We start from the raw sequence: 15022 nt of genomic DNA on the forward strand, positions 1-15022 counted from the left end.
TCATGAGTCAAACCACTTTGTATCCGGTCGTAATGGCGGGTGGATCCGGGAGCCGGTTGTGGCCACTGTCCCGCGTGCTTTATCCAAAACAATTTCTGTGCCTGAAGGGCGACCTCACCATGCTGCAAACGACGGTTAACCGTCTGCACGGCGTGGAGTGCGAAAGCCCGGTGGTGATCTGCAACGAACAGCACCGCTTTATCGTTGCCGAGCAGCTGCGCCAGCTGAACAAACTGACCGAAAATATCATTCTGGAGCCTGCCGGTCGTAACACCGCGCCCGCTATCGCCCTTGCGGCGCTGGCGGCGAAACGCAGCAGCCCGGACTGCGATCCGCTGATGCTGGTGCTGGCGGCTGACCACGTTATCCAGCAGGAAGACGCCTTCCGCGACGCGGTTCGGGCGGCCATTCCTTATGCAGAAGACGGCAAGCTGGTGACCTTCGGCATCGTGCCGGACCTGCCGGAAACCGGCTATGGCTACATTCGCCGCGGCAGCGTAACGCCGGGCGAGGGCGACAGCGTGGCCTTTGACGTGGCGCAGTTTGTCGAGAAACCTAATCTGGAAACCGCGCAGGCGTACGTGGCCAGCGGTGAATACTACTGGAACAGCGGCATGTTCCTGTTCCGCGCCGGGCGCTATCTGGAAGAACTGGAAAAATACCGTCCGGATATCTTAAGCGCCTGCGAAAAAGCGATGGCGGTGGTGGATCCGGACCTCGATTTTATCCGCGTGGATGAAGACGCCTTCCTCGCCTGTCCGGAAGAGTCCATCGACTATGCGGTGATGGAACGCACGGCAGATGCGGTAGTGGTGCCGATGGATGCGGGCTGGAGCGACGTCGGCTCCTGGTCATCACTGTGGGAGATCAGCGCGCATACCCCGGAGGGTAACGTCCATCACGGTGATGTTATCAGCCACAAAACGGAAAACAGCTACGTTTACGCCGAGTCTGGCCTCGTCACCACGGTCGGGGTGAAAGATTTGGTCGTGGTGCAGACCAAAGACGCGGTGCTGATTGCCGACCGTAACGCCGTGCAGGACGTGAAAAAAGTGGTGGAGCAGATCAAGGCCGACGGCCGTCACGAGCACCATATCCATCGGGAAGTCTACCGTCCGTGGGGGAAATATGACTCCATCGACGCGGGCGAACGTTACCAGGTGAAGCGCATTACCGTGAAGCCGGGTGAGGGCCTGTCGGTGCAGATGCATCATCATCGCGCCGAACACTGGGTCGTGGTGGCGGGTACCGCCAAAGTGACCATCGACGGTGAGGTGAAGCTGCTCGGCGAAAACGAGTCCATTTATATTCCGCTGGGGGCAACGCACTGCCTGGAAAACCCGGGGAAAATTCCGCTCGACTTAATTGAGGTGCGCTCCGGCTCCTATCTGGAGGAGGACGACATCATCCGCTTCCAGGATCGCTACGGGCGCGTGTAGCACTCCGCATCATGCCCGGTGGCGCTGCGCTTACCGGGCCTACGAATGACAAAAATAAATTTGGCCATTAATTGGTCAGGGCCAACTGTTGCCTGAAAAAGGGGTCATCATGGAAAAATTAACCTGTTTTAAAGCCTACGACATTCGCGGCAAGCTGGGCGAAGAGCTGAATGAAGACATTGCGTGGCGCATCGGCCGCGCCTACGGCGAATACCTGAAGCCACAAACTATCGTGCTGGGCGGCGACGTGCGTCTGACAAGCGAATCCCTGAAGCTGGCGCTGGCGAAAGGGCTACAGGACGCGGGCGTCGACGTGCTGGATATCGGCCTTTCCGGAACCGAAGAGATCTATTTTGCCACCTTCCACCTCGGCGTGGACGGCGGTATCGAAGTGACGGCCAGCCATAACCCGATGGACTACAACGGCATGAAGCTGGTGCGCAAGGGCGCGCGTCCTATCAGCGGCGACACCGGCCTGCGCGACGTGCAGCGTCTGGCCGAGGCCAACGACTTCCCGCCGGTGAATGAAGCCAGCCGCGGCAGCTATAAGCAGATCAACCTGCAAAAAGAGTACATCGACCACCTGCTGGGCTACATCAACGTGGCAAACCTCAAGCCGCTGAAGCTGGTGATCAACTCCGGCAACGGCGCGGCAGGCCCGGTTGTCGATGCACTTGAAGCCCGCTTCAAGGCGCTGAACGTGCCGGTAACGTTCGTCAAAGTGCACAACACGCCTGACGGCAACTTCCCGAACGGTATTCCTAACCCGCTGCTGCCGGAGTGCCGCGACGACACCCGCAACGCGGTGATCGAGCACGGTGCCGATATGGGTATCGCCTTTGACGGCGACTTCGACCGCTGCTTCCTGTTCGACGAAAAAGGGCAGTTTATCGAAGGCTACTACATCGTTGGCCTGCTGGCGGAAGCGTTCCTTGAGAAAAACCCGGGCGCGAAGATCATTCACGATCCGCGTCTTTCCTGGAACACCGTTGACGTGGTGAAGGCCGCGGGCGGCGAGCCGGTGATGTCCAAAACCGGTCACGCGTTTATCAAAGAGCGCATGCGCGAGGAAGACGCCATCTACGGCGGCGAGATGAGCGCGCACCACTATTTCCGTGATTTTGCCTACTGCGACAGCGGGATGATCCCGTGGCTGCTGGTGACCGAACTGCTGTGCCTGAAAGGGCAGAGCCTGGGTGAGCTGGTGCGCGACCGCATGGCGGCATTCCCGGCCAGCGGCGAGATCAACAGCAAGCTGGCACAGCCCGCCGAGGCCATCGCCCGCGTTGAACACCACTTTGCCCTTCACGCGCTGGAGATTGACCGTACCGACGGTATCAGCATGGCGTTCCCGCAGTGGCGCTTCAACCTGCGCTCCTCAAACACCGAGCCGGTGGTGCGCCTGAACGTGGAATCCCGCGCTGACACGGCGCTGATGGAAGCCCGAACGAAGGACATTCTGGCGCTGTTGAATCAGTAAAAACTGCCCCTCACCCCAGCCCTCTCCCCAAAGGGGAGAGGGTGTTTAAGTTCCCTCTCCCCTTTGGGGAGAGGGGTAGGGTGAGGGGAAAGGTTTAGAACTAAAGGAACAACGATGACAAATCTAAAAAAGCGCGAACGAGCGAGAACGAATGCATCGTTAATCTCAATGGTGCAGCGTTTTTCTGATATCACCATCATGGTCGGCGGACTGTGGGCGGTGTGTTGGGTCAGCGGGCAGTCGTTCTTCTACATGCATTTGCTGATGGCGTTGATCGCGCTGGTGGTGTTTCAGATGATTGGCGGCATGACCGATTTTTATCGTTCATGGCGCGGCGTCAAAATGACCACCGAACTGATGCTGCTGCTCCAGAACTGGACCTTAAGCCTGATTTTCAGCGCAGGCCTGGTGGCGTTCAGCCATGATTTTGATAACCGCCTTGTGACTTATCTCTGCTGGTATCTGTTGACCAGCGTTGGCATGGTGGTTTGCCGCTCGCTGATCCGCTTCGGCGCAGGCTGGCTGCGCAACCGCGGCTATAACCGCCGCTTCGTTGCCGTGGCGGGGGATCTGCCGGTCGGGCAGGTGCTGCTCGACAGCTTCCGCAAAGAGCCGTGGTTAGGTTTTGAAGTGGTCGGAATTTATCACGACGCGAAGCCCGGCGGCGTGCCGTCCGACTGGGCGGGCAACTACGAACAGCTTATCGACGACGCCAAAGCCGGCAAAATTCATAACGTCTACATCGCCATGCAGATGAAGGATGAATCCCGCATCAAGAAACTGATGCGCGAGCTGGCGGATACCACCTGCTCGGTGATCCTCATCCCGGACGTGTTCACCTTCAACATTCTTCACTCCCGTATTGAAGAGGTAAACGGGGTGCCGGTTGTTCCGCTGTACGACACGCCGCTGTCGGGGATCAACCGCGTGCTGAAGCGCGTGGAAGACATTGTGCTGTCGTCCCTGATCCTGCTGCTGATCTCCCCTGTGCTGTGCTGCATTGCGCTGGCGGTGAAGATCAGCTCGCCGGGGCCGATCATCTTCCGTCAGACCCGCTACGGCATGGACGGTAAGCCGATCATGGTGTGGAAGTTCCGCTCCATGAAGGTGATGGAGAACGACAAGGTGGTAACCCAGGCGACGCAGAACGATCCGCGCGTCACCCGCGTGGGCAATTTCCTGCGCCGTACCTCGCTGGATGAGCTGCCGCAGTTCATCAACGTGTTCACCGGGGGGATGTCCATCGTCGGGCCACGTCCTCACGCCGTGGCCCATAACGAGCAGTACCGTACCCTGATTGAAGGCTACATGCTGCGCCATAAGGTGAAGCCAGGCATTACCGGCTGGGCGCAGATCAACGGCTGGCGCGGCGAGACCGACACGCTGGAAAAAATGGAAAAACGCATCGAGTTCGACCTGGAGTACATCCGCGAGTGGAGCCTCTGGTTCGATATCAAGATTGTTTTTCTGACCATTTTCAAAGGTTTCGTGAACAAAGCGGCGTACTAAGATGAGCTTACGAGAAAAAACCATCAGCGGCGCAAAATGGTCAGCCATGGCCACCATCGTCATCATCGGCCTCGGGCTGGTGCAGATGACGGTGCTGGCGCGCATTATCGATAACCACCAGTTTGGCCTGCTGACCGTCTCGCTGGTGATTATCGCGCTGGCCGATACGCTGTCTGACTTCGGTATCGCCAACTCCATTATCCAGCGCAAAGAGATCAGCCATCTGGAGCTGACGACGCTCTACTGGCTGAACGTTGGGCTGGGCATCTTCGTCTTTGTGCTGGTCTTTCTCCTGAGCGACGTGATTGCCAGCGTGCTGCATAACCCGGACCTGGCGCCGCTGATGCGCACCCTGTCGTTTGCTTTTGTGGTGATCCCGCACGGGCAGCAGTTCCGCGCGCTGATGCAAAAAGAGCTGGAATTCAACAAGATTGGCATGATCGAGACCAGCGCCGTGCTGGCGGGCTTTACCTTTACCGTGGTGAGCGCCCATTTCTGGCCGCTGGCGATGACCGCCATTCTTGGCTACCTCGTTAACTCTGCCGTGCGCACGCTGCTGTTTGGCTTCTTTGGCCGCAAGATTTATCGCCCGGGGCTGCACTTCTCGCTGGCGTCTGTTTCGTCCAACCTGCGCTTTGGCGCATGGCTGACGGCAGACAGCATCATCAACTACGTGAATACTAACCTCTCCACGCTGGTGCTGGCGCGCATTCTGGGCGCAAGCGTCGCGGGCGGCTATAACCTGGCGTACAACGTCGCGGTTGTCCCGCCGATGAAGCTCAACCCAATCATTACCCGCGTGCTGTTTCCGGCGTTTGCCAAGATTCAGGACGATACCGAGAAGCTGCGCGTGAACTTTTACAAACTGCTCTCCGTGGTGGGGATCATCAACTTCCCGGTGCTGTTGGGGCTGATGGTGGTCTCCAGCAATTTCGTGCCGCTGGTGTTTGGCGAGAAGTGGAACAGCATCATCCCGATCCTGCAACTGCTGTGCGTTGTGGGGCTGCTGCGCTCGGTGGGGAACCCGATTGGTTCTCTGCTGATGGCGAAGGCGCGCGTGGATATCAGCTTCAAGTTCAACGTGTTTAAAACCTTCCTGTTTATTCCGGCAATTATTGTGGGCGGCCACACGGCGGGCGCCATTGGCGTGACGCTCGGCTTCCTGCTGGTGCAGATCGTCAATACCGTGCTGAGCTACTTCGTGATGATCAAACCGGTTCTGGGCTCCAGCTACCGTCAGTACATTCTCAGCCTGTGGCTGCCGTTTTACCTCTCATTACCGACGCTTGCGGTGAGCTACGGTCTGGGCGTGGTGCTCAACGGGCATCTGCCGCTGGCGGCGCTGCTGGCGGTGCAGGTGGCGGCCGGCGCGCTGGCGTTCGGCGTGATGATTGTGCTGTCCCGCAATGCGCTGGTGGTCGAGATGAAGCGCCAGTTTTGCCGTAACGAAAAAATGAAAACGCTGCTTCGCGCAGGCTAATTTTACGAGGCCATTATGAAATTACTTATTCTTGGCAACCATACCTGCGGCAACCGTGGCGACAGCGCCATCCTGCGCGGTTTACTGGATGCAATTAACACCCTTAAGCCTGAGACAGAAGTGGATGTGATGAGCCGTTATCCGGTCAGCTCATCCTGGTTACTGAACCGCCCGGTGATGGGCGACCCGCTCTACAGCCAGATGAAACAGCACAACAACGCTGCGGGCGTGATGGGGCGCGTGAAGAAAGTGCTGCGTCGTCGCTACCAGCACCAGGTGCTGCTTTCCCGCGTCACCGATACCGGCAAGCTGCGCAACATTGCCATCGCGCAGGGCTTTACCGATTTCGTGCGTCTGCTGTCCGGCTATGACGCCATTATTCAGGTGGGCGGCTCGTTCTTCGTCGACCTGTACGGCGTGCCGCAGTTTGAGCATGCGCTTTGCACCTTTATGGCGAAAAAGCCGCTGTTTATGATCGGCCACAGCGTCGGCCCATTCCAGGATCCGCAGTTTAACCAGCTGGCGAACTATGTCTTCGGCCACTGCGACGCGCTGATCCTGCGTGAATCGGTCAGCCTCGACATGATGAAGCGCAGCGAAATCGACACCACCAAAGTGGAGCACGGCGTAGACACCGCCTGGCTGGTGGATCATCAGGATGACAGCTTCCAGGCCAGCTACGCGGTACAGCACTGGCTGGACGTGGCGGCACAGCAGAAAACCGTCGCCATTACCCTGCGTGAACTCGCCCCGTTCGATAAACGCCTCGGCACGACCCAGGCGGCGTACGAAAAAGCCTTTGCCGACGTAGTCAACCGCGTGCTGGACAGCGGTTACCAGGTGCTGGCGCTCTCAACCTGTACCGGTATCGACAGCTACAACAAGGATGACCGCATGGTGGCGCTGAACTTGCGCAACCTGGTGAACGATCCGTCCCGCTACCACGTGGTGATGGACGAGCTGAACGACCTGGAGATGGGCAAGCTGCTCTCCGCCTGCGACCTGACCGTGGGCACGCGTCTGCATTCGGCGATTATCTCGATGAACTTCGGTACGCCGGCCATCGCCATCAACTACGAGCACAAGTCCGCGGGCATTATGCAGCAGCTCGGTATGCCGGAAATGGCCGTCGATATTCGTCATCTGCTGGACGGATCGCTGGGTGCAATGGTGGGCGACACGCTCGGCCAGCTGCCTGCGATCAACGAGCGTCTGGCGGTGGCGGTGAAAGCCGAACGCGAAAAGGGCATTGGGATGGTGAAATCCGTCCTCGACCGCGTCCGGGAGGGGAAATGAAGGTTGGTTTCTTCTTACTGAAATTCCCGCTGTCGTCTGAAACTTTCGTGCTGAACCAAATCACCGCGTTTATTGATATGGGATATGACGTGGAGATTATCGCCCTGCAAAAGGGTGATACGCAGAACACCCATGCGGCGTATACCCAGTATGGGCTGGAGGCGAAAACCCGCTGGTTGCAGGACGAACCCGCCGGACGGATGAACAAACTGCGCCATCGCGCCGGCCAGACGCTGCGCGGCCTGCATCGCACGTCGACCTGGCGGGCGCTGAATATGTCGCGCTACGGGGCGGAGGCCCGCAACCTGATCCTCTCCGCCATTTGCGGGCAAACGGCCCAGCCGTACCGCGCCGACGTCTTTATCGCCCACTTCGGACCGGCAGGCGTAACCGCCGCGAAACTGCGCGAGCTGGGGGTGATTGAGGGCAAAATCGCCACCATTTTCCACGGTATCGATATCTCCAGCCGGGAAGTGCTGAACCACTACACGCCGGAATATCAGCAGCTGTTTCGCCGTGGCGACATGATGCTGCCGATAAGCGATCTGTGGGCCGGACGCCTGAAAACCATGGGCTGCCCGAGCGACAAAATCACCGTTTCACGCATGGGCGTGGATATGGAACGCTTCACCCAGCGACCAGTCAAGGTGCCGGGCAAGCCGCTGCAAATTATCTCTGTGGCCCGTCTGACCGAAAAGAAAGGGCTGCACGTGGCCATCGAGGCCTGTCGCCAGCTGAAGGCGCGTGGCGTGGACTTCCACTACCGCATCCTGGGTATCGGACCGTGGGAGCGTCGTCTGCGCACGCTGATTGAGCAGTATCAGCTGGAAGACGTGGTCGAGATGCCCGGCTTTAAGCCGAGCCACGAAGTGAAGGCCATGCTCGATGACGCCGATGTGTTTCTGCTGCCCTCCGTGACGGGGGCCGACGGCGATATGGAAGGCATTCCCGTGGCGCTGATGGAGGCGATGGCGGTCGGCATTCCGGTGGTTTCGACGCTGCACAGCGGGATCCCGGAGCTGATCACCTCTGAACATTCCGGCTGGCTGGTCCCCGAAAACAACGCGCTGGCGCTGGCGGACCGTCTGGCCGCATTCAGTGACATTGATCGGCAGACGCTGATCCCCGTGCTGCAAAATGCGCGGCAAAAAGTTGAAGCAGAATTCAATCAGCAGGTGATTAATCGCCAGTTAGCGAGCCTGCTGCAAACGCTGTAACGCTGAGGTTGTATGCTGAAAAAGATTACCCGACGCCGATTTGTCTCTTCATTATCCGTCCTGGCCGCCATGCCGCTGCTGTCGCCCCGCGCTGCGCGGGCGGCGACCGGGAAGACGGTTTCTGTCGATCGCTACAACAATAACGACTGGATCGCCGCCTTTAAGCAGGCCTTTACCGAGGGCGATACCGTTATTGTTCCCGCCGGGTTAACCTGTGAAAACATCAATACCGGCATTTTTATTCCTGATGGCAAAACCCTGCTGATCCGCGGCGCGCTGAAGGGCAACGGACGCGGACGGTTTGTGCTTCAGGAAGGCTGCAAGGTCATTGGGGAAGGAGAAGGGCGCACGCATAACATCACGCTGGACGTGCGTGGCTCCGACTGCGTCATTAAAGGGCTGGCGATGAGCGGCTTCGGCCCCGTCACCCAGATCTACATTGGCGGCAAAAAGCCGCGAGTGATGCGTAACCTGCTTATCGATCGCCTCACCGTGAGCCAGGCCAACTACGCCATTCTGCGCCAGGGATTCCATAATCAGGTGGACGGTGCGCGCATTACCAACTGTAAGTTCAGCCACTTGCAGGGTGACGCGATAGAGTGGAACGTGGCGATTAACGACCGCAACATCCTGATTTCCGACCACGCCATCGATAATATCAACTGCACCAACGGCAAGATCAACTGGGGCATAGGCATTGGGCTTGCCGGCAGCACCTATGATAACGACTATCCGGAAAAGCAGACCGTTAAAAACTTCGTTGTGGCAAATATCACCGGCAGCAACTGTCGGCAGCTGGTGCATGTCGAAAACGGTAAACACTTTGTGATCCGTAATATCAAGGCCAGCAATATCACTCCTGACTTCAGTAAAAAGGCCGGAATTGATAACGCGACGGTAGCTATTTATGGCTGTGATAATTTCGTTATTGATAATGTCGATATGGTAAACAGCGCCGGAATGTTAATCGGGTATGGCGTGATTAAGGGCGATTATCTGTCGATACCGCAAAACTTCAAGCTTAACGATATTCATCTGGATAACCGACAGCTTGCCTATAAGCTGCGCGGAATTCAAATTTCTTCAGGCAATGCCACGTCGTTTGTCGCCATTACCAACGTTGAGATGCAGCGAGCCACGCTGGAGCTGCACAACAAACCGCAGCACCTTTTCCTGCGTAATATCAAGGTGATGCAGGAGTCTACGACGGGGCCCGCCCTGAAGATGAACTTCGACCTGCGCAAAGACGTGCGCGGGAAGTTTATGGCTAAAAACGAGACGCTGCTGTCGCTCGCGAACATAAAAGCGGTTAATGAAAAGGGACAGAGCTCGGTGGATATTGATCGGGTCGATCAACACGTGGTGAATACGGAACGGTTGAATTTTGCGCTGCCACACAGGTAATCACACAGGCTATTTTGCGACTATTCCTGGAACAGAATCGCGATCTATTCAGATTACAACTACTGTAATTTGTGGTGGGGTGACCTAGGATTACGTCATATTTACGGCAAAACATGCTGGCGAAAACAGGTTTAAAAGCTATAATTCGTCAACCATTTTAAGGTGGAAGAAATAATGATTAATTTGAAAGCAGTCATACCGGTAGCGGGTCTGGGCATGCACATGTTGCCAGCCACAAAGGCCATTCCTAAAGAGATGCTGCCGATCGTTGACAAGCCGATGATTCAGTACATCGTCGACGAGATTGTTGCTGCGGGGATCAAAGAAATCGTTCTGGTAACGCACTCTTCAAAGAATGCGGTAGAGAACCACTTCGACACCTCTTATGAACTCGAAGCGCTGCTTGAGCAGCGCGTTAAGCGTCAGCTTCTGGCAGAAGTTCAGTCTATCTGCCCTCCTGGCGTGACCATCATGAACGTGCGTCAGGCACAGCCGCTGGGCCTGGGACACTCCATCCTGTGCGCGCGCCCGGTCGTGGGTGACAACCCGTTCATCGTGGTTCTGCCGGATATCATCATTGATACCGCCTCTGCCGATCCGCTGCGTTACAACCTGGCGGCAATGGTTGCACGCTTCAACGAAACGGGCCGCAGCCAGGTGCTGGCGAAACGTATGAAGGGCGATCTCTCTGAGTACTCTGTCATTCAGACTAAAGAGCCGCTGGAGACGGAAGGGCAGGTGAGCCGTATCGTTGAGTTTATTGAAAAACCCGATCAGCCGCAGACCCTGGACTCCGACCTGATGGCGGTAGGCCGTTATGTGCTGAATGCGGATATCTGGGCTGAGCTGGAGAAAACCGAGCCGGGCGCCTGGGACCGTATCCAGCTGACCGATGCGATTGCTGAGCTGGGGAAAAAGCAGTCCGTTGATGCCATGCTGATGACCGGTGACAGCTATGACTGCGGTAAGAAAATGGGGTATATGCAGGCGTTTGTGAACTACGGTCTGCGTAACCTGAAGGAAGGGGCGAAGTTCAGAGAAACTGTAGTCAAGTTGCTTTCCTCTTAATAATTTGTTAGAGCTAAAATTTGATTATTATTTAAGCTAATAGTTCTATGTAAGGAACCATTAGTAACATAGTGTAGCACTGGCTGAAGTTTAGCCAGTGCGGTAGCGTGCCTACTAATTATAGTTTTATATTAAAATCTGAGTAAAAAATGATCAGATGTGGTCATTTATTTGAGTGACCAGTTCGATATAGTTTCTAAGTTACAATAATCCGAGTACTCAAAATGTTAACACTAGGGTTGGTTTTTTTTATCTTTTTGATTTTTTTAAGGACAAAAAATAGCAATTACAGCATTTACTACATTTGTTATATTTCTTTTTTTATAATATGCCATTTCGTGTATTTTATAAGCAAGGATGGTTTTTTAGACATTAATTTGAATGACTCAGAGTGGCAAGCTTTTTGGCAAACTGTCATATTATTATTAGTGACAGTTGTAACCTATCGTTTTGCATCTGTCATTATTAAAATTGGTCCACCTCAAATCGATGTTCTAAAATTTAATGTAGGTCATCGGTTTCTTCTTTTGTTATATTCAATTGGAGTTGTTATTTACACTCTGCAAAATGGAATCGCACTTGGACTGTCTTATAATGAACGCTTGACTGCAAATACAGGCGGAGGTTTGTCCATCATATTAATGTACGCATATATACCGGCAATGATTTTAGCATATATAAGTATGCCTAACAGAAAGAATCTATTTCTTTGTCTTTGCTTGAGTACATTATGTGGCATTATATACTATATTGTTATTGGCGGTTCCCGAAACGTATTAGCGGCAGGTGTGTTTTCTTTAATTTATCTGGCACTTTTATATAAGAATATAAACAAGAAACAACTCTTTTTGGCACTGGCCATAGGGGTTATGACATTGATGCTCCTGGAGTTATATCGTTATGTAAATAATTTTTCTGACGCATTAGATTTTATCCTCAATGGAGGAGTCCAGGTCATCTTATTTGCGTTTGAGTCTTTTTCCCCTATGCATGCAGTATTGAATATAAATGATGCATTAACAAAGAATTATTTCGAGATTCAATATGCGACCACTTTCTTAAATGAATTTTCGATAATTATTCCTAGGTTTTTATGGGAAGGGAAACCTATCAATGTTTACAATAATGGCTATTTTTACACAGCCGAAATATTAGGCTTAGATACAAATCTGACAATGTCACCTACTTTCTTAGGAAGTTGTTTGATTATGTTTGGGCAGACGTTCTATTGGATTGGCGGTATCCTATGCGGTTTGATTATTTTTATATTTGATAAAATAATATCGTCTTCAAAAACACGCTACATAAAACTATTATTGTTAAGTAGTATTGGATATCTGTTCTTCTGGGTGCGGGACGGATTTGAAGTATATTGCTATGTCTTGATAAAGTTCGGGATAATAATGATGATTATGTATGCTTTTAATTCATTTATGAGTTCGTTGATTATAAGAAGATGAATAGAATAAACTTAATTTTCTCAATGATTGTTAGCGATAAATTTTGGTCACTGCTTTTTACGGTTTTGCCTGGTGTAAATAGAGTGGTGTTGTTCTTTATCGTATCGCACGTAGTTACAACACATACTTTTGCGCTTTTCTCTTCCGTATATTCTATCGCTGTTATTATATCAATGATTGGTGGAGTTGGTGTTGGAACAGTAATATTAAAAAATAATACCGAATTTGGTATGCTGGGCTTCGTTAAAGCTACAATAATTGGTTTCGTGACTAGCCTATGTTCAGCGCTAATTATTTTATTTTTCTTTAAAGATCTTTTATCATCAAGTTGGCTAGGTTTAATTATTTTATCTGTTGGTTTGATTATGAATCAAATACTCAGATATATGATCATCCTGAACAAAAAATTTAAAATAGGCGCATTAAACGAATTAGTCCTTATGTTGCCATCTTTGATTTTTTTGATGATGAGTCGAATGGACTTGATTTCTATTTTAGGAATAATGTATATCATACAATCGTTACTCATTGTTCTAATTTGTTTCAAGAATTCAAATAACCCTAAACTGAGTTACTTCAAAGGAACTTTTTATATAGGTAACTCAAATCTTATCTCTTCAGGTATTCTATATTTCCTACCAATGATTGCGTTTTCATTGTCTGGAGCGGAGATAACGTCAATCATCTCCCTAATGGTTACGGCTGCTGGGATAATTACTGTTTTTCCAAGAGCTATGCTAAATTTGAAAGTAAAAGATTTTCATTTAATACTCTTAAATAATAAAGAACAATATCATGAGCAATCAAGAACATTCAAAAAACAGATACTATATATTATGATGTTGGGATTCGTTGCTATGATCAGCTATGTTTACATCGCTGCTAAAGACGCTTCTACTATTGAGATTTTGATCGTAGGTTTATGTATATTTTCATTTATCTCCGTTGGCCAATATTCAATTATTGAATCGACATTAATAAATCTTGTCGGAAAAGAAAAACTATCATTATTATTAAATGCTATTACGTTTACAATTTTTATTATTATATATTACGTTATGCATAAATTTATATCGTTCCCACCTTTAATAGCTATTGTTATTTTAAGTGGTACAGTTCTTATAGCTTACTATATAAGATATTTTATTATGAAGAAGGTATTGGCGGAGGTCTAAGGTGTCTTTTTTAACTTATAACAGCAACATAAATTTAGAGTTTGATAATTTTATACGCACCTCAAAAACATCATATAACTTTACTCTAGCTAATGAGGAAGGCTGTATATATTATGATTCAAGCGATTGGTTAGATGTACCCCATATCAAATCTAACAAAAGTGAGATAATTGTTTCAGGTTGGTTTGTTAATGACAAATATGAACGTAATAACATACATTGGTTAAAAAAATGTCTTGATGAAGGTGAGGCGTTTGCAACTATAACTAAAAAAATAATTTCCGGCATGTTTATAGCTTTCTACCACGATAAAAATGTTGGTAAAGTTAAGGTCTTCACTGATCCTTTTTCGCTATCACCTCATTATTACAATGTTTCTGACGGCAGTCTTCATATTTCTCCATGCGCAGCAGTATTCTCTCAGCCAAAAAACAAAAAAATTGAAGAAATCCTTTTAGCACAGGGACATCTTTTCGGTAACTATACAATTTATGAGAATGTGTATCGCTTTATACCCGGAGATATAATTGAAATAGAAAATTCTAATATTAAGATTTCTAACTATGGCTATGAAATTGATGCAGCTAATATTGATGTGATTCAGGAAGCAAGAGCCCTTTTGTCAACCACACCTTCTGATTTACAATCTATAGCATTATCAGCAGGATTCGATTCGAGATTTATTCTCTCAGTTTCAGAACCTCAATTTGCGTATACTTGGGGTCCCGAGAATTCTGCTGACGTACAGAATGGTAAAAAATTAGCTGCATTCCGTAACATTAAATTCGAGTCTTTTAGGTTTAAAAGTAACCCAGTTACCGAAATCGATAAATCAATTTGTAAACAGCTTTTCAGTGGAAGTGTCAAAGCATATAATCCCCAATTTTTTAGTAACTATCGCCATGCTGCCAGTTTATCGGAGAAAAACACCATTGCTCTTGATGGCTATTTAGGAGATGTATTGCAGCGAGGTGTTTATATGTCCTTTGGAGGAAAGTTAGGTGAGTTTTATAAACTTTTCCCGTTTTTATCCTCTTCTTTTTTAAAGCCTGAGTATTTGCTAAGAAAGCGTTACAAAAAATTGAACAATGCGCAGTTTAAATATGTTTTAGAAGATTTTTATAGTAAAACCTCAAAAATAAATGCCATTGATTCTTTACAAAAAGTTACATACTATGAGTTTATTTATGGCAGAGGACTTCGTTTTATTACTAGTGGGGCTTTAGTAATGAATCTTTGCTTTAAAACAACTATTCCCTTATTCGCCTCGCGCAATATATTTAATTACTTTATTAATCAAAAAGCTTCAGATATATTAACGTATAAAACTTTCTACAAAGTTTGGAAAAATCAAGATGACTTTTACAGGAACATGAAATCTGAGGGTGCCTACAGTCCTGGAACAAATCCAAATCTAGTGCCTTTTTTAAATCTTTTCGGAAGAGTTATTACAAATTTCCATCCGAAATTTAAAAATTATACAAAGGAATAAGA

Annotated in this window: 11 protein-coding genes; all 11 read left to right on the forward strand. The window is 50.3% G+C overall.

The annotated features are described in order from the left end of the window. The first annotated feature begins 2 nt into the window (after window positions 1-2). The 11 genes from cpsB (at window position 3) to E0L16_RS18775 (ending at window position 15020) form a co-directional block, all read left to right on the forward strand. Window positions 3-1439 (forward strand): mannose-1-phosphate guanyltransferase, encoded by a 1437-nt coding sequence (gene cpsB / locus E0L16_RS18725; protein WP_063450248.1) that lies wholly within the window; start codon window positions 3-5, stop codon window positions 1437-1439. A gap of 109 nt (window positions 1440-1548) precedes the next feature. Continuing rightward, on the forward strand, window positions 1549-2919 hold the full coding sequence (gene cpsG, locus E0L16_RS18730) for a colanic acid biosynthesis phosphomannomutase CpsG (protein ID WP_063450247.1): 1371 nt from the start codon (window positions 1549-1551) through the stop codon (window positions 2917-2919). Window positions 2920-3033: 114 nt separating this feature from the next. Continuing rightward, window positions 3034-4428: an undecaprenyl-phosphate glucose phosphotransferase gene (wcaJ, locus tag E0L16_RS18735; protein WP_063866523.1), complete on the forward strand. Its 1395-nt coding sequence runs from the start codon at window positions 3034-3036 to the stop codon at window positions 4426-4428. Between the two features lies 1 nt (window position 4429). Next, complete coding sequence (gene wzxC, locus E0L16_RS18740; RefSeq protein ID WP_131637772.1) at window positions 4430-5908, forward strand: colanic acid undecaprenyl disphosphate flippase WzxC; 1479 nt, start codon at window positions 4430-4432, stop codon at window positions 5906-5908. A gap of 15 nt (window positions 5909-5923) precedes the next feature. Beyond that, window positions 5924-7204 (forward strand): colanic acid biosynthesis pyruvyl transferase WcaK, encoded by a 1281-nt coding sequence (gene wcaK, locus E0L16_RS18745; RefSeq protein ID WP_064910358.1) that lies wholly within the window; start codon window positions 5924-5926, stop codon window positions 7202-7204. After that, window positions 7201-8421 carry a colanic acid biosynthesis glycosyltransferase WcaL gene (gene wcaL / locus E0L16_RS18750; protein ID WP_131637774.1) on the forward strand — a complete coding sequence of 407 codons (1221 nt, stop codon included), beginning with the start codon at window positions 7201-7203 and terminating at the stop codon, window positions 8419-8421. Before wcaK ends, wcaL begins: the two co-directional genes overlap by 4 nt. A 12-nt stretch (window positions 8422-8433) precedes the next feature. After that, window positions 8434-9825 carry a colanic acid biosynthesis protein WcaM gene (gene wcaM / locus E0L16_RS18755; RefSeq protein ID WP_131637776.1) on the forward strand — a complete coding sequence of 464 codons (1392 nt, stop codon included), beginning with the start codon at window positions 8434-8436 and terminating at the stop codon, window positions 9823-9825. Window positions 9826-9999: 174 nt separating this feature from the next. Continuing rightward, window positions 10000-10893, forward strand: a complete 894-nt coding sequence (gene galF / locus E0L16_RS18760) for a GalU regulator GalF (protein ID WP_003863536.1) — start codon at window positions 10000-10002, stop codon at window positions 10891-10893. A 338-nt stretch (window positions 10894-11231) separates the two neighbouring features. After that, window positions 11232-12353, forward strand: coding sequence for a WzyE family oligosaccharide polymerase (locus E0L16_RS18765; protein ID WP_165498427.1), 1122 nt, complete (start codon window positions 11232-11234; stop codon window positions 12351-12353). Window positions 12354-12376: 23 nt separating this feature from the next. After that, a complete protein-coding gene (locus E0L16_RS18770) occupies window positions 12377-13528 on the forward strand; it encodes a hypothetical protein (protein ID WP_165498428.1) in 1152 nt (383 codons plus the stop codon). 1 nt (window position 13529) lies between these two features. Then, the gene (locus E0L16_RS18775; RefSeq protein ID WP_131637782.1) at window positions 13530-15020 is read left to right on the forward strand and encodes an asparagine synthase (glutamine-hydrolyzing); all 1491 of its coding nucleotides are present in this window, start codon (window positions 13530-13532) and stop codon (window positions 15018-15020) included. The last annotated feature ends 2 nt before the right edge of the window (window positions 15021-15022 follow it).

Origin of the sequence: Enterobacter quasihormaechei, from assembly GCF_004331385.1 — a bacterium.
Classification (GTDB): domain Bacteria; phylum Pseudomonadota; class Gammaproteobacteria; order Enterobacterales; family Enterobacteriaceae; genus Enterobacter; species Enterobacter quasihormaechei.

What these genes read in the sequence shown, in the direction of transcription:
- cpsB (WP_063450248.1), top strand. Translation starts at nt 3, where the DNA reads ATGAGTCAAACCACTTTGTATCCGGTCGTAATGGCGGGTGGATCCGGG.
- cpsG (WP_063450247.1), top strand. Translation starts at nt 1,549, where the DNA reads ATGGAAAAATTAACCTGTTTTAAAGCCTACGACATTCGCGGCAAGCTG.
- wcaJ (WP_063866523.1), top strand. Translation starts at nt 3,034, where the DNA reads ATGACAAATCTAAAAAAGCGCGAACGAGCGAGAACGAATGCATCGTTA.
- wzxC (WP_131637772.1), top strand. Translation starts at nt 4,430, where the DNA reads ATGAGCTTACGAGAAAAAACCATCAGCGGCGCAAAATGGTCAGCCATG.
- wcaK (WP_064910358.1), top strand. Translation starts at nt 5,924, where the DNA reads ATGAAATTACTTATTCTTGGCAACCATACCTGCGGCAACCGTGGCGAC.
- wcaL (WP_131637774.1), top strand. Translation starts at nt 7,201, where the DNA reads ATGAAGGTTGGTTTCTTCTTACTGAAATTCCCGCTGTCGTCTGAAACT.
- wcaM (WP_131637776.1), top strand. Translation starts at nt 8,434, where the DNA reads ATGCTGAAAAAGATTACCCGACGCCGATTTGTCTCTTCATTATCCGTC.
- galF (WP_003863536.1), top strand. Translation starts at nt 10,000, where the DNA reads ATGATTAATTTGAAAGCAGTCATACCGGTAGCGGGTCTGGGCATGCAC.
- E0L16_RS18770 (WP_165498428.1), top strand. Translation starts at nt 12,377, where the DNA reads ATGATTGTTAGCGATAAATTTTGGTCACTGCTTTTTACGGTTTTGCCT.